This window comes from Mesorhizobium sp. M0106, from assembly GCF_040322715.1.
In the GTDB taxonomy this organism is placed as follows: Bacteria; Pseudomonadota; Alphaproteobacteria; order Rhizobiales; family Rhizobiaceae; genus Mesorhizobium.
Genome location: NZ_JAMYUA010000064.1, coordinates 1 through 23806, shown reverse-complemented (window position 1 = coordinate 23806; position 23806 = coordinate 1). Strand labels below are relative to the sequence as shown.

Annotated in this window: 21 protein-coding genes, 1 tRNA gene and 2 pseudogenes; 5 read left to right on the top strand and 19 right to left on the bottom strand. The window is 61.6% G+C overall.

What is annotated here, in order from left to right; genetic code table 11:
• Positions 1-404: 404 nt before the first annotated feature.
• The 8 genes and pseudogenes from NKJ55_RS32695 to NKJ55_RS32655 all read right to left on the bottom strand — a co-directional run bounded on the left by NKJ55_RS32695 (position 405) and on the right by NKJ55_RS32655 (position 9674).
• Positions 405-785 carry a VOC family protein gene (locus tag NKJ55_RS32695; protein WP_352453491.1) on the bottom strand — a complete coding sequence of 127 codons (381 nt, stop codon included), beginning with the start codon at positions 783-785 and terminating at the stop codon, positions 405-407.
• 68 nt (positions 786-853) lie between these two features.
• Positions 854-1059, bottom strand: a pseudogene (locus NKJ55_RS32690) (type II toxin-antitoxin system HicB family antitoxin).
• 430 nt (positions 1060-1489) lie between these two features.
• Positions 1490-2266, bottom strand: coding sequence for a DUF4145 domain-containing protein (locus NKJ55_RS32680; RefSeq protein WP_352453490.1), 777 nt, complete (start codon positions 2264-2266; stop codon positions 1490-1492).
• A 3-nt stretch (positions 2267-2269) separates the two neighbouring features.
• A complete protein-coding gene (locus NKJ55_RS32675) occupies positions 2270-6028 on the bottom strand; it encodes a vitamin B12-dependent ribonucleotide reductase (RefSeq protein ID WP_352453489.1) in 3759 nt (1252 codons plus the stop codon).
• A gap of 645 nt (positions 6029-6673) precedes the next feature.
• A complete protein-coding gene (locus NKJ55_RS32670) occupies positions 6674-7162 on the bottom strand; it encodes an NUDIX hydrolase (RefSeq protein ID WP_352453488.1) in 489 nt (162 codons plus the stop codon).
• Positions 7163-7384: 222 nt separating this feature from the next.
• On the bottom strand, positions 7385-7885 hold the full coding sequence (gene gpt / locus NKJ55_RS32665; RefSeq protein ID WP_023674762.1) for a xanthine phosphoribosyltransferase: 501 nt from the start codon (positions 7883-7885) through the stop codon (positions 7385-7387).
• A 127-nt stretch (positions 7886-8012) separates the two neighbouring features.
• Positions 8013-8846: a universal stress protein gene (locus NKJ55_RS32660; RefSeq protein ID WP_023674763.1), complete on the bottom strand. Its 834-nt coding sequence runs from the start codon at positions 8844-8846 to the stop codon at positions 8013-8015.
• A 78-nt stretch (positions 8847-8924) separates the two neighbouring features.
• Complete coding sequence (locus NKJ55_RS32655; protein ID WP_352453487.1) at positions 8925-9674, bottom strand: competence/damage-inducible protein A; 750 nt, start codon at positions 9672-9674, stop codon at positions 8925-8927.
• Positions 9675-9823: 149 nt separating this feature from the next.
• Between NKJ55_RS32655 and NKJ55_RS32650 the strand changes: the two genes are divergently transcribed.
• Positions 9824-10810, top strand: coding sequence for an alpha/beta fold hydrolase (locus tag NKJ55_RS32650; protein WP_352453486.1), 987 nt, complete (start codon positions 9824-9826; stop codon positions 10808-10810).
• Between the two features lie 91 nt (positions 10811-10901).
• Here NKJ55_RS32650 and NKJ55_RS32645 read toward each other — a convergent pair whose 3' ends face one another.
• The 8 genes and pseudogenes from NKJ55_RS32645 to NKJ55_RS32610 form a co-directional block, all read right to left on the bottom strand.
• Positions 10902-11795, bottom strand: a complete 894-nt coding sequence (locus NKJ55_RS32645) for a carbohydrate ABC transporter permease (protein WP_023674766.1) — start codon at positions 11793-11795, stop codon at positions 10902-10904.
• 1 nt (position 11796) lies between these two features.
• On the bottom strand, positions 11797-12693 hold the full coding sequence (locus NKJ55_RS32640; protein WP_352453492.1) for a carbohydrate ABC transporter permease: 897 nt from the start codon (positions 12691-12693) through the stop codon (positions 11797-11799).
• 141 nt (positions 12694-12834) lie between these two features.
• Positions 12835-14065 (bottom strand): annotated as a pseudogene (locus NKJ55_RS32635) (ABC transporter substrate-binding protein).
• Positions 14066-14098: 33 nt separating this feature from the next.
• Entirely contained in the window at positions 14099-15184 is a 1086-nt protein-coding gene (locus NKJ55_RS32630) for an ABC transporter ATP-binding protein (protein ID WP_352453485.1), read from the bottom strand.
• A gap of 164 nt (positions 15185-15348) precedes the next feature.
• Positions 15349-15588 carry a DUF2188 domain-containing protein gene (locus NKJ55_RS32625; protein WP_023674770.1) on the bottom strand — a complete coding sequence of 80 codons (240 nt, stop codon included), beginning with the start codon at positions 15586-15588 and terminating at the stop codon, positions 15349-15351.
• Between the two features lie 28 nt (positions 15589-15616).
• Positions 15617-15910 carry a DUF982 domain-containing protein gene (locus NKJ55_RS32620; RefSeq protein WP_352453484.1) on the bottom strand — a complete coding sequence of 98 codons (294 nt, stop codon included), beginning with the start codon at positions 15908-15910 and terminating at the stop codon, positions 15617-15619.
• A gap of 61 nt (positions 15911-15971) precedes the next feature.
• Positions 15972-16289 (bottom strand): SH3 domain-containing protein, encoded by a 318-nt coding sequence (locus tag NKJ55_RS32615; RefSeq protein ID WP_352453483.1) that lies wholly within the window; start codon positions 16287-16289, stop codon positions 15972-15974.
• A gap of 109 nt (positions 16290-16398) precedes the next feature.
• Entirely contained in the window at positions 16399-17502 is a 1104-nt protein-coding gene (locus NKJ55_RS32610) for an NADH:flavin oxidoreductase/NADH oxidase (protein ID WP_352453482.1), read from the bottom strand.
• 206 nt (positions 17503-17708) lie between these two features.
• Between NKJ55_RS32610 and NKJ55_RS32605 the strand changes: the two genes are divergently transcribed.
• Positions 17709-18287: an NUDIX domain-containing protein gene (locus NKJ55_RS32605; RefSeq protein ID WP_352453481.1), complete on the top strand. Its 579-nt coding sequence runs from the start codon at positions 17709-17711 to the stop codon at positions 18285-18287.
• Between the two features lie 127 nt (positions 18288-18414).
• Here the strand turns inward: NKJ55_RS32605 and NKJ55_RS32600 are convergent, their stop codons facing one another.
• The 3 genes from NKJ55_RS32600 to NKJ55_RS32590 form a co-directional block, all read right to left on the bottom strand.
• Entirely contained in the window at positions 18415-18702 is a 288-nt protein-coding gene (locus NKJ55_RS32600) for a ribbon-helix-helix domain-containing protein (protein ID WP_352453480.1), read from the bottom strand.
• 325 nt (positions 18703-19027) lie between these two features.
• Positions 19028-19116 (bottom strand) — tRNA-Leu (locus tag NKJ55_RS32595).
• A gap of 75 nt (positions 19117-19191) precedes the next feature.
• The gene (locus tag NKJ55_RS32590) at positions 19192-19506 is read right to left on the bottom strand and encodes a tyrosine-type recombinase/integrase (protein WP_352453479.1); all 315 of its coding nucleotides are present in this window, start codon (positions 19504-19506) and stop codon (positions 19192-19194) included.
• Between the two features lie 347 nt (positions 19507-19853).
• On the opposite strand from NKJ55_RS32590, the gene NKJ55_RS32585 reads away from it, so the two are divergent.
• From NKJ55_RS32585 to ade, 3 genes are all read left to right on the top strand, one after another.
• A complete protein-coding gene (locus NKJ55_RS32585) occupies positions 19854-20342 on the top strand; it encodes a class I SAM-dependent methyltransferase (protein ID WP_352453478.1) in 489 nt (162 codons plus the stop codon).
• A gap of 573 nt (positions 20343-20915) precedes the next feature.
• Entirely contained in the window at positions 20916-21368 is a 453-nt protein-coding gene (locus NKJ55_RS32580) for a cupin domain-containing protein (protein WP_352453477.1), read from the top strand.
• Positions 21369-21913: 545 nt separating this feature from the next.
• On the top strand, positions 21914-23725 hold the full coding sequence (gene ade / locus NKJ55_RS32575) for an adenine deaminase (RefSeq protein WP_352453476.1): 1812 nt from the start codon (positions 21914-21916) through the stop codon (positions 23723-23725).
• The last annotated feature ends 81 nt before the right edge of the window (positions 23726-23806 follow it).

The window sequence follows — 23806 nt, the reverse complement described above, 5'->3', positions numbered from 1 at the left end:
GGACGGCTCCCTTGTTTGAGATCTCAACGAACTCATTCTGGCACATCCGATGCCGTCGGGCGCCGTCCACCCCATCATGCCGTGATGGTCGCCTAAGAATGCAGCGATGCAGAACGAGTGCCGGTGCCCCCTCTGCTCTGCCGGACATTCGTCGCTCGGAAAGCCAAGCAATGGCTTCCGCTCCTCGCTCCCATCCACGAGATTGGCAGCGCCCTTTCACGACGTCGAAGATTGGCGAAGCCGGTCTCTCTGGGGGAAATGCCCGGCAGGGCGCTGTCCCGCCGGCGTTTCGCACCTTCTGCACTGCCGCGCTGCTCGGAAGGCACGGCATGGATCCTAGGGTCTCCGCGACGTCGCTTCGCTCCTGCTCCGCCCTAGGATGACGACGAGAGGATTGCCCCTCGTCATTCCTTCACTGGCTCATTGAGCATGGCTTCAATGTTGTAGCCATCGGGATCAAGTACAAAACAGGCATAGTAATTCTCTGCATATTCCGGACGCGGGCCGGGTACACCATTGTCTGCGCCACCTGCGTCGAGGGCAGCTCGATAGAACGCGTCAACCGCTGCCCTGCCATTTACCCGGAAAGCGACGTGCACACGGGTCAGCGGTGGTTTGCTGTCCGAATGTTGAATCTCGAACAAGCTGCCGCTGCCGACATCAAAAGCCCAAAACACCCCCTGCTTACCAAAGGAAAGGCGATATCCCAAAGGTCCAAAAGCTCTTTCGTAGAAGAGTTTGCACTTCTGCAGATCGCTCACTGCAACCGTTATGTGATCAATCATTCCGCACCATCGCGGGACTCTGACACTCGAAGCGGGACGCCGCAACCCTGCAGCACCACAGCCCGGCTCTATGCCTCGACATATTCCGCCAGGCTGACAGCTTTGGGCACATCCAGCCCATCGGCCCGCAGGCCTTCGATATGAAGGCGTATTGCGTCACGAATTTCGGTTTCCACTTCAGGCACCGTCGCACCGGTGGCGATGCAGCCGGGCAGATCCGGCACATAGCGGAAAAATTGTTTCCGGCTTTTTCAATCACCACCGCGTATCGCATGTCATCACTCCTTCAGACCGGACTGCTTGAGGATACTGTTCAGGGTTCCTGGAGCAACCTCTTCAGACGGCTTGCCGGCCACCGTGACGCGGCCGGCTTTGATTTCATGATTATGTTGGCGATGACTGCCTTTGGTTGCAATCGGTGGCGGCGCACCTCCTCAAAGGTTTATCTCGACCGCAAATGGTCCTCGCAATAGTCCGACCCCAGCCTGTCGCAAGGTGAGGGGCCGCATCGACCTCAACGTCTTCCACGGCGACGAGAACGCCTGGCGGGCTTGAGCTGGCGGAGGATAGGAATTGGTCGACGCAGAGTAGGGTGAGGAGCGGTCTTCCCTTCTCCCCTTGTGGGAAAGGTGGATCGGCGCGCAGCGCTGCGATGGTTGAGGGTTGTTGGACGGAATGCCGAGGGTGCCAAGCTGGAACACCCTTCATCCGGCCTCGCTTCGCTCTATTGCTTCAGTTTCGCCACCCTTGTCAGGTTTCGGGGTTTTGGCTTCATTTTTTTGAGTTGCAACCTCAGCAACTCGCGCGAAACGTCGTTGACGTTTGTCTCGAGCTACGTACCATTCTTCGAAAAGGCTCTCTATCAACTCAATCAAGGCTTGTGCCTCGTTTGGGTCGACATCGACAATCACGTCGATGTCTTTCTCCATGTGCGCGCCGATATTGCCAATCTTACGCAACCCGTCGATTGCATCGATGCTATCAATTGAAACACCTTGTGGGGCCGTCCCACCCGTCGCAGAATCCCGTAGTGTATTTATTTCATCTACAAGACGGCTTTTGGCTATGCCGCAAAAATCTCTAATCATACCTTGTAAGCAGCGTCTCGCTAGCGTTGCTGATGCTTTTGGACTAAGGTCTCTGATGCGACAGGCTTCCTCGTAGTCTGTTACTATTGGCCTAGGAATGTATTTTGGCTGCGGCTTCGCCTGACTTTCAGGGCGAAGCTGATGGATTGAAATGGGGTCTCTAAACGCATAGCTGCCTCCGCTTGCCGGCGCCGAATATCGGCCAACTGTGGCTGTTATTTGAACCTGATCACATTCCTGGTTCGCACAGCCTATTGCGGATATTTGCACCGCCAAGGAAGGGTAGTTTTTGCTTTCAACGGAGACATCTGCTCTGTCTACAGAGTATTTATTGTCCGTGACCGTTTGGACGTGCCCGCAATAAGGGCACGTCCAACTAAACACGCTAGCCATACCTCAGCTACACCCGCTCGTGGCCCCGCACGTATCGCACTTCTCGCAAGTCCCGTTCCGCACCATCGTGAAATTGTGGCATTCCGAGCATTCGTTGCCGGTGTAGCCCTGCATCAATGATTGCTGGCGCCGGTTGGCGGCGAGCGCTTTGGCTTCGGCTGCTTCTTTCGCGGCCTCGTCGGTGAACAGCTCCGTCGGGTCGGAGGCTTCCGCGTAGACGATGTCCTCGACCAGTTCCCTGGCGCGCTCCTCGTAGTCGCGCTTGTAGGCGATGGCTTCGTCGCTGGCCGGCTTCAGCGTCAGCACGTTGGAGCCGGAGAAGGCGGTCGGGGCGGTACGGGCTGGAGTTCCGGAGCCGGAACCCGCAAAGCCTTTCGGCTCGGCGCCCGACACCAGCTTGACCGGCGAGGCGCCGCGGGTCAGGCCCTTGGAGAAGGGCGTTGCCTTGCCTTCGTTGATGCCGCGCCCGAGCGCAGTCTTGTCGAAGTCCGACTGGTCGACATGGGCCAGGTCGTGGCGGCCGAGATAGGAGACGGCGAGTTCGCGGAAGACATAGTCGAGGATCGACGTGGCGTTCTTGATCGCGTCGTTGCCTTGCACCATGCCAGCCGGCTCGAATTTGGTGAAGGTGAAGGCCTCGACGAATTCCTCGAGCGGCACGCCATATTGCAGGCCGAGCGAGATGGCGATGGCGAAGTTGTTCATCATCGCCCGGAAGGCCGCACCTTCCTTGTGCATGTCGATGAAGATCTCGCCGATACGACCGTCATCAAACTCGCCAGTGCGCAGATAGACCTTGTGGCCGCCGACGACCGCCTTCTGGGTATAGCCCTTGCGGCGGTTCGGCAGCTTCTCGCGGTCACGGTAGAGACGCTCGACGACGCGCTCGACGATCTTCTCGGTCACCTGAACGGCGCGCTGTGCGGCCGGCGCCGCGATCAGCTGCTCGATGGCTTCGTCCTCGTCGTCTTCGACGTCGGCGAGCAGCGAGGCATTGAGCGGCTGCGACAGCTTCGAGCCGTCGCGATAGAGCGCGTTAGCCTTCAGCGCCAGCTTCCACGACAGCATGTAGGCGCCTTTGGCGTCTTCCACCGTCGCGTCGTTCGGCATGTTGATGGTCTTGGAAATGGCGCCGGAGATGAAGGGCTGCGCCGCCGCCATCATCATGATGTGGCTGTTGATCGACAGCGAACGCTTGCCGATCTTGCCGCACGGGCTGGCGCAGTCGAACACCGGCAGGTGTTCGGCCTTCAGGAACGGCGCGCCTTCCAGCGTCATCGCCCCGCAGACATGGATGTTGGCGGCCTCGATATCTTTCTTCGAAAAACCAAGCGCCGGCAGCATCTCGAATGAGAAATCGTTGAGCTGCTCGTCGGTGAAGCCGAACGTCTCCTTCACCCAGTCAGAGCCCAGCGTCCACTGGTTGAAGACGAACTTGATATCGAAGGCCGACTTCAATGCCGCATTGAGCGCGGCGATCTTTTCGTCGGTAAAGCCTTTTGCCTTGAGCGAGCCAGGATTGATGCCCGGCGCCTGGTTGAGATTGCCGTGGCCGACCGCATAGGCCTCGATCTCGGCGATCTGGCTCTCGGAATAGCCGAGCGTGCGCAACGCTTCCGGCACGGCGCGGTTGATGATCTTGAAATAGCCGCCACCGGCGAGCTTCTTGAATTTTACCAGCGCGAAGTCGGGCTCGATGCCGGTGGTATCGCAATCCATCACCAGGCCGATCGTGCCGGTCGGGGCGATCACCGTTGCCTGCGCGTTGCGGTAGCCATGCTCCTCGCCGAGCTCGATGGCGCGGTCCCAGGCGGCCTTGGCACGTTCGGCAAGCTCCTGCTGCCTGAGATCCGAGGCGACCAGCGGCACCGGATTGACGGCGAGCTTCTCGTAGCCGTCCCTTTCGCCATACGCCGCGCGGCGGTGATTGCGCATGACGCGCAGCATGTTCTGCGCGTTGCGGTCGTAGTCGGGGAAGGCGCCGAGCTCGGCGGCCATTTCGGCCGAAGTGGCATAGGCGGTGCCGGTCATGATCGCGGTGAGGGCGGCGCAGATGGCGCGGCCCTCGTCGGAATCATAGGGAATGCCCGAGGTCATCAGCAGGCCGCCGATATTGGCGTAGCCGAGGCCGAGCGTGCGGTATTCGTAGGAAAGCTTGGCGATCTCCTTCGACGGGAACTGCGCCATCATGACGGAGATTTCCAGCACCATGGTCCACAGCCGAACCGTGTGCTCGTAGGCTGATATGTCGATGGTTCCGTCGGCGTTGCGGTAGGGCAGAAGGTTGATCGAGGCCAGATTGCAGGCGGTGTCGTCGAGGAACATGTATTCCGAGCACGGGTTGGACGCCCGGATCGCACCGGCCGAGGCGCAGGTGTGCCAGTCGTTCATCGTCGTGTTGAAATGCAGGCCCGGATCGGCCGACGCCCAGGCGGCATAGCCGATCTTTTCCCAGAGATCGCGCGCCTTCAGCGTCTTCAGCACCTTGCCGTCCTTGCGGGCGGTGAGATGCCAGTCGCCGTCCTGCTCGACGGCGCGCAGGAAATCGTCCTTCAGCGACACCGAATTGTTGGAGTTCTGGCCGGAAACCGTGAGATAGGCATCCGAATCCCAGTCGGTGTCGTAGGTCTTGAACGACATCGAGGTGTAGCCCTGCCTGGCGAACTGGATGACGCGGTAGATGTAGTTCTCCGGCACCGCGTCCTTCTTGGCCGCCTTGATCTCGCGCTTCAGCGCGGTGTTGACCGCCGGGTCGAAGCAGTCGTCGCCATTGCCTTCGCAGTTGATGCAGGCCTTCATGATCGCTTCGAGATGCTTCTTGACGATCTTCGAGCCGGTAACCAGCGAGGCGACCTTCTGCTCCTCATTGACCTTCCAGTCGATGAATTCCTCGATATCGGGATGATCAGCGTCGACGATGACCATTTTCGCGGCGCGACGCGTGGTGCCGCCCGACTTGATGGCGCCCGCCGCGCGGTCGCCGATCTTGAGGAAACTCATCAGCCCCGACGAGCGGCCGCCGCCCGACAGCTTTTCGCCTTCACCGCGCAGGAACGAGAAGTTGGAGCCGGTGCCGGAACCGTATTTGAACAGGCGCGCCTCACGCACCCACAGGTCCATGATGCCGCCTTCATTGACGAGGTCGTCCTGCACGCCCTGGATGAAGCAGGCATGCGGCTGCGGATGCTCGTAGGAAGACTTCGACTTGGTCAGCTTGCCGGTGAACGGGTCGACATAGAAATGGCCCTGGCTCGGACCGTCGATGCCATAGGCCCAGTGCAGGCCAGTGTTGAACCATTGCGGCGAGTTCGGCGCGACGCGCTGGGTGGCCAGCATATAGGCGAGCTCGTCGCGGAAGGCGCGCGCGTCTTCCTCCGACTTGAAGTAGCCGCCCTTCCAGCCCCAATAGGTCCAGGTACCGGCAAGCCGGTCGAAGACCTGGCGGGCGTCGGTCTCGGAACCGTAGCGCTCGGCTTCCGGCAGCTTGGCCAGTTCAGCCTCGTCGGCGACGGAGCGCCACAGGAAGGAGGGGACTTGCGTCTCTTCGACCTTCTTCAGCCGTGCCGGGACGCCAGCCTTGCGGAAATATTTCTGCGCCAGGATATCGGCGGCAACCTGGGAGAACTGAGCCGGCACGTCGATGTTGTCCAAGCGGAACACCACCGACCCATCCGGATTCTTGATCTCGGAAAGCGCCTTGCGGAATTCGATCTCCGCATAGGCAGATTGTCCTGGCTTGGTGAAACGACGCTCGATGCGCATTGGTCCGGTCCCTTTTGTCTACATATAGCGCTTTTCCCCGAGGATTTCTGCCCTCTTGAGGAAACGCGCATGTCCGCCATCTGCCGGCGTTCGAAAACCGCCGGCTCTCATCGTCACAGTCTCCGCCGCCGTGCCGGTCGAACCTCTTGCGAGGCCGCTGTCCAACGCGCTCACGGACCCTGTGGTCCCTCAAAACTGAAAACTTTTTGTAACGCCCTCGGTCGAGGGAGCTTCACATTATCTAGCGTCGAACCTACCTGCAAACACTAAATATAGTATTAACAGACAATTTATTCAAGTCCGACAATCCTCCCCTTTCGCCCCCCAAGGCTTCAAAATCCCACGCCTTCGCCGGCCTCGTAAACAGGCGGGAATGCGGCTCAAAACGCACATATTCCGGGAAAAAGACCGGCCTCGAAACTTTTCCGGTCGCACTCTCAACAAGAGCGCATGGCCTATAAAAGGCGACTCGTTTTGCGGCGTCAAGGATTCGTTTGCGTAGCTTTTATGACCCCCACATCTTGTGTGTCACACATGTGGATAACGGGGATAGAAGAGGAGCGCAAGGAAGGGTCGGCTTTGGGTGGAGGCGCTTCGGCAACGACGTTCATAGCACCTGAGCGATAGGCTATGCGCGACTGAGACTCAGGAGAACCGATGCGGATCCGCGCAGAAATGGGCGATGATCTGGCTGAGGTCGGGTTCGTTGACCATGCGCACAGCCTCGGCGGCGCTGACCCATTTGCGGCTGCGTGCCCGCTTTTCCTTCCACCGGTCGGCGACCTTGTCGACCTGCAGCGGGAACACCAGGACCTCGCACGGCACTTCCTCGCCGGTAGCCAGCAGCTTGGCATAGAAATAGCGGCCGGCCTCGTGATGCGAGATTGTGCCGCTCAGGCCGGCCTCCTCGCCGGCTTCGCGTGCCGCCGCTTCGCAAAGCGGCTCCTTCGCTTCCGGCCAGCCCTTGGGAAGCACCCAACGGCCGGTATCGCGGCTGGTGATCAGCATGATTTCCACGCCGTCGCCGCTATCGCGCCAAGGCAACGCTGCAACCTGAAGGCGGTACGGCACCGCGCCGAAGAGTCGCCGGACCCTTTCGGCCTTGTGGTTGTGCGTCGTTGGCCTCGTCAACATCGGAGAAGCTTGCCCCAGCTTCCAGAATCATTTGCCGTCTCACGAATCTTACGGCTAATTATAAGCAATGAAAGTAAAAAATGTTTCACGGATCGGCCAGATTCCGTCAATCTGCGCCGATCTCAGCCTAATGGCGCGACTGCAGCAGCGTCGCGCCACGCCTTTATCGGTGTGCGGAGGTCCCCTGGGCGGACTCGGTGCATCAAGCGGCGTTGCCGCGAATCAGCCGGCGTGATCGTCGGCGATCGGCTTCTGGTAGGTGAAGCCCATGTCCCAGGGGAAATAGATCCAGGTGTCCTGGCTGACCTCGGTAACGAAAGTGTCCACCATCGGCCTGCCTTTCGGCTTGGCATAGACGGTGGCGAAATGCGCCTTAGGCATCATCGCGCGCACGATGCCCGCCGTCTTGCCGGTGTCGGTGAGGTCGTCGATGATCAGCACGCCGGCCCCGTCATCGGCGAGCAGCGCCGGCGTGACCTCCTTCAGCACCTGCAATTGCCCCTGGCTGGTATAATCGTGGTAGGAGGCGACGCAGACCGTCTCGATGATGCGGATGCCAAGTTCGCGCGAAATGATAGCCGCCGGAACCAGGCCGCCGCGCGTGATGCAGACGATCGCCTTCCATTGCCCCTTGTTGGCGCCGGCAAGCCGCCAGGCGAGCGCGCGCGCATCGCGGTGGAACTGGTCCCAGGAGACCGGGAAGGCTTTTTCGGGCAGGGACATCTTTCGCGCACTCCGCAAAGCGCGCATCGCGCGCAGACACTATGGAATGCGCGCGGAATTAACTGGAAAGGCTTGGCCTTGGCAAGGGCGCGGCAAAGCTATTGTCCTGCCAGCTATCCCTGTGAACCTACCGCGACAGGAAAGCCGCCACCGGGGCGGTGCGCAGCACCGTTCGCGTCACCCCGCCGAACAGCAGCTGGCGCAGCCAGGAATGGCTGTAGGCGCCGAGCACGAGCAGGTCCGCACCCGATTCGGCGACCCTGGTCTGGATGATGTCGTCAACGGAAGCGCCGCCGGACCTCAGCACCGAGACGCTGACGGTCGCGCCATGCCTGGACAGCGAGGCGGCGATCTCTGCGCCGGCTGTTTCCGGCGCCTCGTCGAGCGTATCGGGCGGGTCGATGACGACGATGTCCGTCTTTTCGGCCTCGATGATGAAGGGCAGGGCATCGAAGGCCGCGCGCGCGGCTTCCTTGCTGCCGTTCCAGGCGAGCAGCACGTGCTTGAAGCTGGTCACCAGCGGACCCGAATGCGGCACCACCAGCACCGGCCGGCCGGCATCGTAGACCAGCGTGTCGACGTCGGCGCTCGGATCGCTGCCCGATTCGCGCTGCGCGGCGATGATCAGGTCCGCGGTGCGAACGGTCGAGATGCCGGTCAGCGCACTGTCGCCGGAAAAACTCTCGAGACTGCGCCACTCGAACGACAGGCCGGAATCCTCGATGCGCCTGTGAAAGGCGGCCTGCAACTTCTCGGCGCGCTCCCGGTTCATATCGGCGGAAACCTGCAGGAACTCGGTGTCCGGAAAGCCGGTAGCCGAGGTGTAGGGCACGGGCAGCGCCTCGGCATGGATGCCGATCAGATGGCTCTGGAACCGGCCGGCCAGCGGGATCGCGCAGTCGAGGACGCGCTCGGCATCCTGTTCGTTCTGTAGTATGGCGACGATGGTCTTGAAGCGCATGGCAGTCCCTCACTTCTTACGGCGATCCCATCCGTGACAAACGTCACTGCGCGATGCTGGTTCCGTCAGGCCGGCCGATCAGCCCACTCGGCTTGCCTTGATCAAGCCCGCCACCATAGCCTCTACGTCGGCGCGTGCGGAGTCCAGCGCCTGCTGGCTGCGGGCGCGCACCACCAGTTCCGTCCAGAACTTGCCGTCGCCATACTTCGGGTAGGAGCCGATGATCGTGTCCGGATTCGCCTTCTGGATGTCGCCCAGCGGCCCGCCGATCAGGCCTTCGCCGAACGGGCATTCCACGGTTGCCGACAGCATTTTGGTGCCGGCCCGCAATGTCGGCACGACATTGTCGAGCATCGCCTGGAAAATCGCCGGCACGCCGGCCATGACATGGACGTTGCCGATGCGAAAGCCCGGCGCAACCGATACTGGATTATCGATGTGGTCTGCCCCGCGCGGCATCCGCGCCATGCGCTTGCGCGCTTCGGTGTATTCGATGCCGCGGGCGGCGTAGCTTGCCTCCAGCAGGGCGTAGGCCTTGGCGTCGTATTCGCATGGCACGCCAAAGGCCTTGGCAACCGAATCGGCGGTGATGTCGTCATGCGTCGGGCCGATGCCGCCGGTGGTGAAGACATAATTATAGCGGGTGCGCAGCGCATTCACCGCAGCGACGATCTCGTCTTCCTCGTCCGCAACGATGCGCACTTCCTTCAGGTCGATGCCGATCGCCGTCATGATGTCGGCGAGGTGGCCGATGTTCTTGTCCTTGGTGCGGCCGGACAGAATCTCGTCGCCGATGACGAGCATGGCGGCGGTGACGATTTCGGTCATGACTGGCTCCGGCAAACGGGTCGCCTGAGATAGCGCGGCAAACGGCCGGCGGCAATGCCGCCAAACGACGGATCTACCTGTGCCACCTCCCTTGCAGTGCACCCGTCGGCGGGTGATGCTGCGTGCCGGTTTGGAGCCCTGAGCAAGACATGCCGGCATCGATTCTGCTATGGCTACCCGGCGCGCTGTTTCTGCTGGCGCTCGTCGTGGCAGCCTACCCGATGCTGGCGACGCTGCGGATCGCGGCGAAGGCCGAAAGGCTGGTGCCGGCCAGTGGCAAATTCATCGAGATCGACGGCAACCGCATCCATTATGTCGAGACGGGCGAGGGGCGGCCGATCGTCTTCCTGCACGGCCTCGGCGCGCAGCTTCATCAATTCGGCCACACGCTGTTCGGACGGTTCGGCCCGAACTATCGGCTGATCGCGCTCGACCGTCCGGGCTCCGGCTATTCGGTGCGGGCCAGGGGCGCCAGCGGACGGCTGCCCGAGCAGGCCGAGATCGTGCGGCATTTTATCGACGCGCTTGGGCTGGAAAGGCCTCTGGTCGTCGGTCATTCGCTGGGTGGCGCCATCGCGCTGACGCTGGCTATCGAGCATCCCACGGCGATTTCCGGCATCGCCTTGCTGGCACCGCTGACCCATCTGGAGCCGGACGCGCGCCAGAAGTTCGGCCCGCTGTACATCAAGTCGCCGCTGCGGCGCCGGATCATGGCTCATACGGTGGCGATCCCGGCGGCTCTCAAATATGCCGAAGCGACGCTTGCCTTCATCTTCCCGCCGCAGACGGCGCCGGCCGACTATATGGTCGAGGGCGGCGGCTGGTGCGGGCTGAGGCCAACCCATTTCTATGCAACGTCGACCGATGTCGTGGCCATTGAGCACGACCTTGGCCGCATCGAGCCACGCTATGGTGAGATCACCATGCCGGCCGGCATTCTGTTTGGTGCTTCCGATCTCGTGCTGGGCATCGATATTCAAGGCTGGCCGGTGGTGGAAAAGATCAGGGGGCTCGATTTCGAGGCTGTCGAGGGGCTTGGCCACATGCCGCAATTCGTCGAGCCGGAACGGGTCGTCGCTTTCATCGAACGCATTGCCGACCGCGCATTTGCGCCGAAGTCCGACACCGGCAGCTGACACCCTTCCGGAACGCGGTCTCGGCCGGCAGGGTGCCCGCCCCGGGCATCCCGGCCGCCGGGAATACCTCCGAACCCAATCACGATGCTGGCTATTCCTTCACGGCTCCGGTCATCGAGGAAACATAGTGCTCGACAAAGAACGAATAGAGCACCACGACCGGCAGCGAGCCGATCAGCGCTCCCGCCATCAGCGCCCCCCATTCATAGACGTCCGAGCGCACCAGCTCGGTGAGCACGCCGACCGGCACAGTCTTGTTTTCGGACGACTGGATGAAGGTCAAGGCGTAGATGAACTCGTTCCATGACAGCGTGAATGCGAAGATGCCGGCGGAAATCAGGCCCGGCACCGATAGCGGCAGCACGATCTTGGTGAGGATCTGCCAACGGCTCGCCCCGTCGATCAGCGCGCATTCTTCCAGCTCGAACGGGATCGAGCGGAAATAACCCATCAGCAGCCATGTGCAGAACGGGATCAGGAAGGTCGGATAGGTGAGGATGAGCGCGAACGGCGTGTCGTAAAGTCCAAGGTTGAACACCATCACAGACAGCGGAATGAAAAGGATCGACGGCGGCACGAGATAGGCGAGGAACACCGCGAGGCCGACCTGCCGCGCCCCGGAGAACCTCAAGCGTTCGATCGCATAGGCAGCGAACACGGCAGCCAGCAGCGACAGGAACGTGGCGGCGGTCGAGATGATGATCGTGTTGAGCAGCCAGCCCGGATAAGACGTCTCGAAGAGCAGGTAGCGGATATGCTCGAGCGTCGGATGCACCACCCAGAACGGATTGAAATTGGCGTAGTCGGTCATCTCGAGGTTGGGCTTAACCGCCGTGATCGTCATCCAGTAGAACGGAAACAACAGCACGATGACGAAGATCAGCAACGGCAGGTAGACCGTCACCACGCGCCGCGGCAAACTCTGCAGGTAGCCCATGCCGCCTTCGTCGAGTTCCGGGCGTTTGCTCGTTTCGATCGCGGTCATGTCAATCTCCGCCGCCCTGCTGCCATTTGCGACGCTGCAGGCCAAAATAGCTGAACAGGATCGCCGCCAGCAGGAACGGGATCATGGCAACTGCGATCGCGGCGCCTTCGCCAAGCTGGCCTCCGGAAATGCCGCGCTGGAACGACAGCGTCGCCATCAGATGCGTGGCGTTCACCGGCCCGCCGCGCGTCAGCACATAAATCAGCTGGAAGTCGGTGAAGGTGAACAGCACCGAAAACGTCATGGTGATGGCGATGATCGGCGTCAGCAGCGGCAGCGTCACATAGCGGAACAATTGCCAGCGGCTGGCGCCGTCGAGCGTGGCGGCCTCGTAGAGCGACTGCGGAATCGTCTGCAGGCCGGCAAGCAGCGTGATCGCCACGAAAGGAATGCCGCGCCAGACATTGGCGGCGATGACCGAAGCCCGCGCATTCTCGGGATCGCCGAGGAAGTTGATGCGATGGTCGATCAGGCCCATTTCCATAAGCGCCCAGGACAGGATCGAGAATTGCGAATCGTAGATCCACCAGAAGGCGATCGCCGACAGCACCGTCGGCACCACCCAGGGCAGCAGGACGATCGCGCGGAAGAACGACTTGAACGGCAGGTTCTGGTTGAGGATAAGCGCCAGCCACAGGCCGAGCGCAAACTTCAGGACCGAGGCGCTGATCGTGTAGAGCAAGGTGTTGAAGACCGAGAGCCAGAAGACGGCGTCATCCCACAGATATTCGTAGTTCTCGATACCGATGAAGATGCCGGGGCGGCCGATGCGGGCATCGGTGAAGCCGAGCCAGACGCCGAGCCCGAGCGGATAGGTCAGGAAGACCAGTAGCAGCGCCGCCGCCGGCAGCATGAAGCCGAAGCCAAGCGCGTTATGACTTTCGGACACGAACGTCATAATGCGCGACAGCGCCGACCGGCGTGGCTGAGCGGCAGTGGAGGTCACGGCCATGGGTCGGCTCCTCTAAGGTCTCATTGAACGGCGGGCGGCCATGCGCGATTCGAAGCCGGGCAGCATGGCTGCCCGGCTGAACCCGGCTCAAACGCGATAGTAGCGGTTTGCGCGCTTCTCGGCTTCTTCCATCGCTTCTTGCGGTGTCGCCTGGCCTGTCACCGCCTTGGCGAACATGTCGACCAGCACATAGTCGGCCATGGTCGCTGCCGAGGCATAGCCAAGCGGGCCGGCATAGCCGTTGGGCCGCAGCGTCGCCGAGGCCTTGGCGTAGGCGGCATTGTTCGGATCGGCCGTCCACACCGGGTTGTTGTCGAAGGCTTTGAGCGTCTGGCAGCAATAGCCTGCCGACGACGTCCACCTGGAACAGCTCGACGGATTTCCCGACCGGGCCGATCGGCAGGTTGGTGGTGCGAATGTCCTTGGCTATTTCAGCCAGCTTCGGATCATTGTCCTTGTTGATCTTGGCCGTGTTGTACGCGGAAATCCCATTGGCGATGACACTGACTTCGCCGGCCAGGAAGGCGCGGTTGTTGTTGACGTCGAGCCAGCTTTCGGTGCCGGGAATGAAGGTCTTGTAGAGTTGCTGCGCGTATTCGATCGCCTTGAGCGTCTCCAGGCTGTTGATCGTTACCTTTCCGCTCTCGTCGACCATCTGGCCGCCGTGGCTCCACAGCAGCCAGTGAGCGTAGTTGTTGCCGTCGCCGACGCCGTGGCCGTGCGTGAAGCCGGCCGGATGTCCCTTCGCCTGCAGTGCCTTGCAAAGTTCGAGCAAGCCTTGAGTGTCCTTGGGAAACTCCGAAAAACCCGCTTCTTTCACCCAGCTCTCGCGGTAGACGATGGCATTGCCGATGGTGGCGAGAGGCAGGCCGAGGAATTTGCCCTCCCGCGTCGCATACTGGTGCGGTCCGTCGTACCAGCCGCCATATTTCGAGCCGAGATATTCACCCAATTCCGTCACGTCGTGCAGCTTGTCGGGATATTGATGCGGGTCGTCGAACCAGACCAACATGAGATCCGGGCCGGAGCCGACATTGGCGGCGACCGCCGCCTTGGGGCGGATGTCCTCCCAGCTTTCCTTGTCGACGCGAACCTCGACACCGGTCGCTTCGGTGAAGCGCTTGGTGTTGGCCAGCCATTGGTCCTCGTCGCCCTTCACGAAAGGCGACCAGCGCAACAGCCTGAGCTTGGCGCCGTCCTCGGGCTTGTATTTCAACCCCTCCTGGGCAAAGGCGGGAGAGCCGATGAGCCGGCTTCCCAAGGCTCCCGCCGCCGCACCGGCGGTGGTGCGGATCACGTCGCGTCTGGTGAATTTCATGCTCGCTTCCTCCTGCTTATTGTCATTGCCGTCCTACTGCTCGATGGGTGTTTCGAACCGCTGTCCGGTTTTGCCGTGAAAGAGATGGATGAGGCCAGGCTCGGCCGTAAGCCGGATGGTTTCGCCTGGCGTGAAGGAATGGCGTTCGCGGAAATTTGCGACGATCTCCTCGCCGCCGGCGGTGCGGCCGATGAGCTGCACTTCGGACCCTGTCGGCTCGACCACCACGACGGTGACCGGGATGCCCTGATGGTCGGATAGCCGTAAATGCTCGGGCCGTATCCCCAGCACGACCGGCTCACCATTGCCGATGGAAAGTGCCGAGGCCAACGGGACCGAAATCCCTCCGGCGCCGCGAAATGACGGCGAGCCGTCGCTTACGATCTCGCCCCTGAGCATGTTCATGGCGGGCGAGCCGATGAAGCTGGCGACAAAAAGATTGTTCGGCCGGTCGTAGAGTTCGAGCGGCGGCCCGATCTGCTCGACGATGCCGTCATGCATGACGACGATCTTGTCGGCCATTGTCATCGCCTCGATCTGGTCGTGGGTGACGTAGACCGTCGTCGTCTTCAGGCGCTGGTGCAGTTCCTTGATCTCGGCGCGCATCTGCACCCGGAGCTTGGCATCGAGATTGGATAGCGGCTCGTCGAACAGGAAAACCTGCGGGTCGCGCACGATCGCCCGGCCCATGGCAACGCGCTGGCGCTGCCCGCCGGAAAGCTGGCGCGGATAGCGGTCGAGCAGCGGCACCAGTCCCAGGATTTCGGCCGCGCGCCGCACGCCGGCATCGCTCTCCGTCTTGGGAACGCCCTTGAGCATCAGCGAGAACGCCATGTTCTCGGCGACCGTCATATGCGGGTAGAGCGCATAGTTCTGGAAGACCATGGCGACGTCGCGCTCCTTTGGCGCAACGTTATTGACGACACGTTTGCCGATCGCGATTTGGCCGCGCGAGATCTTTTCCAGGCCGGCGATCATCCTGAGAAGGGTCGACTTTCCGCAACCCGAAGGACCGACCAGCGTGACGAACTCGCCGTCGTTTATATCGACGCTGACCCCGTGCAGGACCTCGACGGTCCCAAATGATTTGTAGACATCGCCGATTGCGACAGACGCCATCGATCTCCTCCCGATTGATTCCTGCAACGACTTCGAAGGAAACCGCTTTCCTGCCTGGCCCGCGACAGCGCCCAGGCTCCTCCCCGGTCACGCGCGATGTGAGACGGTAGCGCTACCAAACCGACCTGTAAAGCACGCCGGCATCACTGGGATATCGGCACACCCTAATCCGAAACCTCGGTCTGCGGCCGGTCGCGGCCGTCCGCGAGCTCGTCGTGCCATTTGCCGTCGGCGTCCTCGTACTGGATGCCATCGGTGTTGCCGGCGACCTGCTGTTCGGCGGAAGCGATCTCGGCGGCGCGCAAGGCGTCCTGATGGGTGGGGAACGTTTCGGAGAATGTCGAGCCGACCTTGTAAGCCCAGCCTCCGTCATGCTCGACGATCTTGTAGGTCAGTTTCGCCATGAAACCCTCCGGTTGAAAGCCCGTTGCCTCAATGCAGCCTGTCGTCGGCCAGTCTGTCGTCTGGCAGCCTGTCGTCTGCGACCAGCACGTCCGATTCCCTGGCGGCTTCGATCAGTGCCCGGCGCGCATCCGCCGTCGAACGATAACCTTCCAGCACTTTTAGGCAAGTGTCGAGGGCATCACGATGACGCGGCCCGCGGTTGAGTGGCCAGACCGTCATCAAGCACTCCGCCGCCTCCTGGGCGCTGCGGATCTGCCGATATTTGCCGACATGGCCGAGTTCGACCACGACCGGCTTTTCAAATGGCTTGCTGTCCATCATCGCCGCCAACGCTGAGCGGCCGATTTGGTTGCAACTGCTTTTTAGCTCAGGCGAAAATAGCTCAATAGCCGCAGTCGTTGCGCAGCCAGCGTGCATTCGCCCAGCCGGTGCGGCCGCCGAAATCGACCTTGTACCAGTTTCCGCGGCGGTCGAAGATCTCGGTTTGGTCGCCGTTGAACAATTGCCCGATCATGCGCGACGACGAGTTCGGCCGGGCCCGAACGGCGAGAAAGCCGCTTCCCGTCGCTAGATTGTAGTGCCTGGAAAGTCCGTGCACCGTGCCTTCGCAATATTGAGCCCCGGCCGGCGTCGATGAGGCGAACGACAGGCCGGCCACAACCGCGGCGGCGGCCGCAATGGAAATCCCCCTGAACGACATGTCTCTGCTCCCCCAACCCGCCGCGCCCAGCCGCGGCCCCCGGCCACTCTACACCGGCAGAGGATCAATGCGAAGCTGTGCTGGCCCGTCCAGCGAGACGAACCCGCCGTCAGTTCGCCGCCTTCATCCAGTGCTGCATCGTCGTCACCGAGCGGGCAAGCTGCGGCGCCGGGTGGATTTCTTCGCCGAAGGTGGCCGCGGCGCGCCAGCCCCAGCGCGGATCGGCAAGAAAGGCGCGCGCCAGCGCCACCATGTCGGCGCGGCCGTCGGCGACGATCGCCTCGGCCTGTTTCGGATCGTCGATCAGGCCGACGGCCCGCGTCGGGATGCCGACGGCCTTGCGCACCGCTTCGGCCAGATGCACCTGGTAGCCGGGCCCGGAGGGCAGCTTCTGCAACGGTGAATTGCCGCCGCTCGAGCAGCAGAGATAGGCGACGCCGGCTTCCTTCAGCGCTTTTGCCACTTCGATCGCATCCTCGACCTCGAAGCCGCCATCGACCCATTCCTTGATCGACAGACGCGCCCCGAGCATCAGTCTCGGCACCGCCTTCTTCACCGCCTTGGCGATCTCGACGGCGAAACGCATGCGGTTTTCCAGCGAGCCGCCCCAGCGGTCGGTGCGCCGGTTGGACAGCGGCGACAGGAACTGGAAGATCAGATAGCCATGCGCGGCATGCAGCTCGATGAAGTCGAAGCCGGCGCGCTCGGCCCGCCGTGCCGCTTCTGCGAAGCGTTCGATGATTTGCAGGATCTCGTCATCCTCCAGCGCCCGCGGCACCTGCCAGCCGGTGTCGTAGGCGATGGTCGAGGCCGACACGATCGGCCACGGATCCTGATCGGCATGCAGCGGGCCGCCGCCCTCCCAGGGTTTCCGGTTGGAGGCCTTGCGCCCGGCATGGGCAAGCTGCGTACCGAATTTCGTGCCCGGTGCGGCGACACGCTTGGCTGCATCCAGCGTGCGTCGCGCGGCCGCCTCGTTGTCCTCGGAATAAAGGCCGAGACAGCCATGCGAGATGCGGCCGCGCCGTTCGACATCGGTCATCTCGACGGTGACCATGCCGGCGCCGGACATCGCCAGGTTCATCCAGTGATAGAGATGCCAATCGCTGGCCGAGCCGTCCTCGGCCGAATACTGGCACATCGGCGCGACCGCGATGCGGTTGGGGAAGGTCAGGCCGTCGAGGGTGATCGGCTGGAAAAGCGATGAGGTCATAAAAAACTCCGGAGAGGGTTGCCGCTATTTAGGCAGCCGATTGTGCCAGCGCCAGACACGAGACGGTGAACCGGCGCACCAGGCATGTTTGAAATTCAGGTCAGGCCGGCATCACCTGAATATCAACATGCCTGGACCAATTGCTGACCCGATTGCACGAACCGCCATTCGCGGCTACGCCTTGCCGCGGCAGCAGGGAGTCCACCATGGAAGATCGCATTCGCATCCGCTCCGAGGAAGTCCTTTCCGACGAATGGGCGGTTCTGAAAAAGACCGTCTTCGACTACCGCCGGCGCGACGGCAAATGGGAAACGCACACCCGCCAGACCTACGATCGCGGCGACGGCGCGGTGATCCTGCCTTTCGATCCGGAGCGTTCGACGGTGCTTCTGGTGCGGCAGTTCCGCTACCCGGCCTGCGTAACCGGCCACAAGGAGCCGCTGATCGAGGCCTGTGCCGGTCTGCTCGACGAAGACGATTCCGAAACCTGCATCCGCAAGGAGGCCGAGGAGGAGCTCGGCTATCGGCTGAAGGACGTGCAGCGGCTGTTTTCACCCTATATGAGCCCCGGCAGCGTCACTGAGCGGCTCTGGTTTTTCGTCGCCCGCTACTCGCCCGCCGACCGCATTTCCGACGGCGGCGGCGCGCATGACGAAGGCGAGGACATCGAGGTTTTGGAAATGCCGCTCGACGAGGCGCTGGCCGGCATCCACGATGGTCGGATCATCGACGCCAAAACGATTATCCTGATCCAGCATTTGAAGCTGAACCCGATCGGAGGGTGAGCCATGCAATAGGCCACGATCCCGCCAACGAACGATTCCGCACGGGCTGTGGAGGAATATTCCTCTATGTAGCGATACAGCGCATCCAACCGGTGCTCCGCTTGCGCGGAAAATACAACCCTGCGCGTCATTCCTTATTGGCATCGTCGCGCCGCGCGGCGGCGCGGTCGCGGATACGCAGCATGACCTGCTCGGCAGGGATGGCGCCGGACGGATTCGCCTTGTACTCGTCGTAGCTCTGGGCGACTTCCTCGCGCAGCCAGCGTTCAACGGCGGCGTCGCGGTCGAGCAGCGCGCGCACGCCCTCGCGCAGCACTTCGCTGACGGAGGCGTACGCGCCGGATTCGACCTTGCGCGCTACGGCCTCGGCCATGTCGCGCGGGAGGGTGATACTTATCGGCTGGGTGGTTCGCATGGGCGGACTCCTTTTCCACCATATAGCAGCCGATGTGACAAAATCATATCGAAATTGCTGGCGATGATGCGTGTGACCGATACCGCCGCCCTTGCCTGAGTGCGCTTTGGAAGCTGGCAAACGAACACGCGGACGCCGGAATACGCATATCGCAGATCCCGCATCGGCTCGCCGGCTCCTGGTCGAGAAATGGCATATGGCAGCCTGTATGCGGCGAGTTCACGCTCTTGCTTAGGCCGCAATGGCGCCGATGTTGCTGGTGCGGACGACGGGAATCGAACCCGTACGATCAGAGATCGAGGGATATTAAGTCCCTTGCGAGGCTTGGTGTGGGCGACGGGATTTGAACCCGTAAGTGCTTGAAACACCGGCAGATTTTAAGTCTGCTGCGTATACCAGTTCCGCCACGCCCACTTCCCACATTGTGGGGAAATCCCACCGGTCTCCCACATGGCTTTCCCACACGGTCGGCTTAGGATTTGCCGTTCACTACCACGAGCCTCGGAGCCGCGCCACCTTCGAGGCGGTCAGGTTGTCGAGCAAGTGATTGGGTGCGAGGTGGGCGTAGTTCAGGGTGGTCTGGATCGACTTTTGACCCATCCAGATTTGGACGCGCCGGATGTCGATGCCACGGATGATCTGCCACGAGCAGCACGTATGCCGCGTTGTGTAGACCACGGTGTCGGACAGTCCTGGGATGTGTTCGCGGATGCTGCGCCACACCTCTATGACCTCCCACTTGCCGATGTCGCAGAGGTCGCTGTGCTGCATCAGACGGTGGATGCCCTTGCGGTTCTGAGTCATCAGGCGACTGCCGGGAGATCGTGGTCGTGATGCGTAATGGGGTTGGCTGGACAAGCTTTGAAGGCGATGTCCTAAACACCGTCCTCTCCTACTCCAATGCGGGCGCCTAGTTTCCGCAAGTTGAGATCAGCAAGGGCCTCGCAGCGCCCTTGAACGTGGTGTCCATGATGTTTTTCTGTGTTTTTGTGGAGGGCAGGCTTTTCTTGGCCACGACTTATGAATAGTAGAAGGTAACGAGCGCTATAGTTCGGCGATCTCTAATATTAGGAGTATATGATTTGTGGTGGTCAAGGTTCAAAAGAGGTTTTGCAGGAACATGGGAGGATAGACTGGACGGGATATTCTCATTGGAGATCGACTATGCTGGGAAATCCATTCTCGATGTTGGCTGCAATATGGGTGTTGTCGCCTATGAGATATCCAAGCTGAAACCCAGCTCGATCCACGGGATCGACGTTGCCAAGCCGCATATCGAGACTGCAAAGATGTTGTTGAGTGGCTCCCCGGTGCATGCCCGGTTCGATCGCCTGAATCTTGGCAGCCGGCGCCTCGGCAATATCCTCTTACCGAAATACGATATCGTCCTGCTGCTGGCCGTCTATCAGCACATGCAGCGCAACATCGGCCCGGGCAAGGCGCGAAGGGTGCTTTCCAATATTGTGAGGCGCACCTCGAACGTTGTTGCCCGCGTTCCGCCTGGAACGGATGGCGAATTCATCGAAACGCTTTCTGACGAGGGGTTCAAGGTTAAGAGCACTCACACATCACCTCTTGGCAGTCATGTGCTGGTGCTTGAGAAACCGCCTCACGCACCTCTAGGGATTGTGCTGATTTAATTCGATTTCCTCTTCTGGAACCACCCTTGGCGTAGTTGTCTAACTCGTCGTCGGTGCCGGCCTGCAGATTGATATGGATTGGTTTGGTCATGAACGTCTGTTCTCCTTTTCCCACACGATTTCCCACAACGGCGGGTTTCCCACAAAATCCGCTGCACGAGTGGAGAGTTTAAAATGAAATGCAAACCCCGGCGCAAACCGGGGAATTACAAGCGTTGAGGGGTTAGTTGCGAGGGTGCAACGGACTAGAACGGGATTTTAAGTCCCTTGCGTCTACCAATTCCGCCACGTCCGCAGGCCAGTCCTGTTCAGATGCCGGGCAGGGGCCGTCAAGCCGTCTTCTGCCGTCGACAAATCTGGCACTGGAAGCTAGCGAGGCCGATCACCTACAGTGATACAAACAAAATCGTTTCACCTGGAAATGTTTTTAGCGGCAGCTTCCGCGGCTACCGCGAATGCGCGTCCCCCGTTCGCAGGATGCGTTCGGGCGCTCTGCCCTGATAGACTCCAATTGGCAAGTGGATCGGCGCGCCGATACTCGACGCCGTCCTCTACAGACATTGGGAGATTGTCATGCTCAAGCTTGCCTCTGCCCTGGCACTGCTGGTTGTTGGGACGGCGTCTCTGTTTGCCGATGAGATGCCGATGAACGCCAAAGACATCAAATGGGGTCCTGCTCCAGCTGTCATTCCCGCTGGCGCGGAAATGGCTGTTGTCGCTGGAGACCCCTCAAAGGAGGGCGCCTATGTGCTGCGGTTGAAGACACCCGCCGGCTACAAAATTGCCGCACATAATCATCCCACCACGGAATACGTAACGGTGCTTTCCGGCAACTTCCATATTGGAATGGGCGATAAGCTCGACGAGGCGAAAGGTGTCGAACTGACTGCTGGCGGCTTCGGCGTCGCGCCGGCCGGAATGAATCACTTCGCCTGGACGACAAGCGATACGATCATCCAGGTTCATGGCGAGGGGCCATTCAAGATCACCTACGTCAACCCGGCAGACGATCCAAGCAAGAAGTGACAGTTCGGGATCGAATTGAGTGAACCGGCCGAAGGCTCGAACGATGGAGTGCGTCAAACTCCGCGACCGTCGATTCAGAAGGATCCTCTAACGAGACGAAAGCTGATTGGCCGCAACGGAATCGTATTCCGCCTGGGCCATTTGCCATGAATGGCGCAATAACAAAAAACCCGCCTCGGGAGGACGGGTCGTTGGAGCCAATTGGCACCATACCCAAGTTAGTAGCATAGCTGCCGGCACAAAGCAAGAACAAAGTTGCTGCGGCCGGCACAAAATGCCCTTGACGATTGGCGAAAGCCATGGCGCATCGATCTCCCTCCTTGAGGGGAAGATGGCCGGCAGGCCAGAGGGGGTCGTCGCGCGTCGAGCGCCAGCCTGTTTTGTTCGCGGTAAAGGTTCGCGTCAGGACGTCCCGACCCCCTCTGTCGCCTTCGGTGACATCTCCCCCTCGAGGGGGGAGATCTGCAACTTCGCCGTCCGCGCTTACTTCCCCGCTGGTCAAAATCCTCGCGGCTTGGCACAGTCGGGCAAAGAGGAGCCTGTTGATGCCGAAGACCGCCAATGCGACGAAACCAAAACCCTGGGCCGAGATGGCGACGCATCTGGTCGATGTCGCCATGGGCCGCAAGCCCGCCGATCTCGTCATCCGCAACGGGCGCTGGGTCAACGTCCATTCGGGCGAGATCATCGCCGGCACCGACATCGCCATTGCCGGCGGCCGCTTTGCCTATTGCGGCCCGAACGCCGGCCATGCCATCGGCCAGGGCACCAAGGTGGTCGATGCCGGCGGCCGCTATCTGGTGCCGGGGCTTTGCGACGCGCATATGCATGTCGAGAGCGGCATGGTGACGGTTACGGAATTCTGCCGCGCGGTGATCCCGCACGGCACCACCTCAATGTTCATCGATCCGCATGAGATCGCCAATGTGCTCGGCCTGCCGGGCGTGCGGCTGATGCATGACGAGGCCGTTGCCATGCCGGTCAACGTGCTTGTGCAGATGCCGTCCTGCGTGCCTTCGGCACCGGGGCTGGAGCATGCCGGCGCCGAGCTGACCGTCGCCGACGTTGCCGAAGCGATGAGCTGGGAGAACATCATCGGGCTCGGCGAGGTGATGAATTTTCCCGGCGTCGCCGCCAACGATCCGGTGATGTCGGGCGAGATCGCCGCGACGGTGAGGGCCGGCAAGACGGTCGGCGGGCATTATGCCTCGCGCGATCTCGGCCTGCCGTTCCACGGCTATGTCGCCGGCGGCCCCGAGGACGATCACGAAGGCACGCGCGCCGAGGACGCCATCGCCCGCGTCCGCCAGGGCATGAAGGCAATGCTGCGGCTGGGCTCGGCCTGGTATGACGTCGCCTCGCAGATCAAGGCGGTGACGGAGAGCGGGCTCGACCCGCGCAACTTCATCCTGTGCACCGACGACAGCCATTCCGGCACGCTGGTGCACGAAGGCCATATGGACCGGGTCGTGCGCCACGCCATCAGCCAGGGCTTGAAGCCGGTGACGGCGATTCAGATGGCGACGCTCAACACCGCCCAGCATTTCCGGCTGGAGCGCGAGATCGGCTCGATCGCGCCGGGACGGCTCGCCGATCTGCTGATCGTCTCCGACCTCGCCGAAATGACCATCGACGAGGTCTATGGCCGCGGCGTCAGGCTGGCCAAGGGCGGCAAGCTCGAAATCGACATTCCAGCCTACGACTATCCGAAGACGGCGAAGAACACCGTCAAGCTCGGCAGGAAGCTCAAGCCCGGCGATTTCGATATCGCCGCACCCCTGGGCGCCAACGAGGTGCGGGTACGCGTCATCGGCGTCATCGAGAACCAGGCGCCGACGCGGGCGCTGGAGGCCGATCTTGCCGTCGAGGACGGGCTGGTCGCCATGGACCGTCGCAACGATGTCTGCCAGATCGCGCTGGTCGAGCGCCACAAGGGCACCGGCGGCGTCACCAACGCCTTCGTCTCCGGCTTCGGCTACATCGGCGACTGCGCCATGGCGTCGAGCGTGGCCCACGATGCCCACCACATCATCGTCGTCGGCACCAACAAGCAGGACATGGCTCTGGCCGTGAACCGGCTGGGCGAGGTCGGCGGCGGCGTCGTGCTGTTTTCCAACGGCAAGGAGCTGGCGCTGGTCGAAATGCGGATCGCCGGGCTGATGTCGGACGAGCGCGCCGAAATCGTCGCCGCCAAGGCCGACAAACTCAGCGACGCCATGCGCCAGATGGGCTGCTCGCTGAACAACGCCTACATGCAGCACTCGCTGCTGGCACTGGTCGTCATCCCCGAGCTCAGAATTTCCGATGTCGGCCTGATCGACGTGACAACTTTTCAGAAGGTTGATTTGTTCGTTTGAAGAATCACTGAACCCTGGAGGGACAGCGCCCCCTCTGTCCTGCCGGACATCTCGCGGGGGAGATGTCCGGCAGGACAGAGG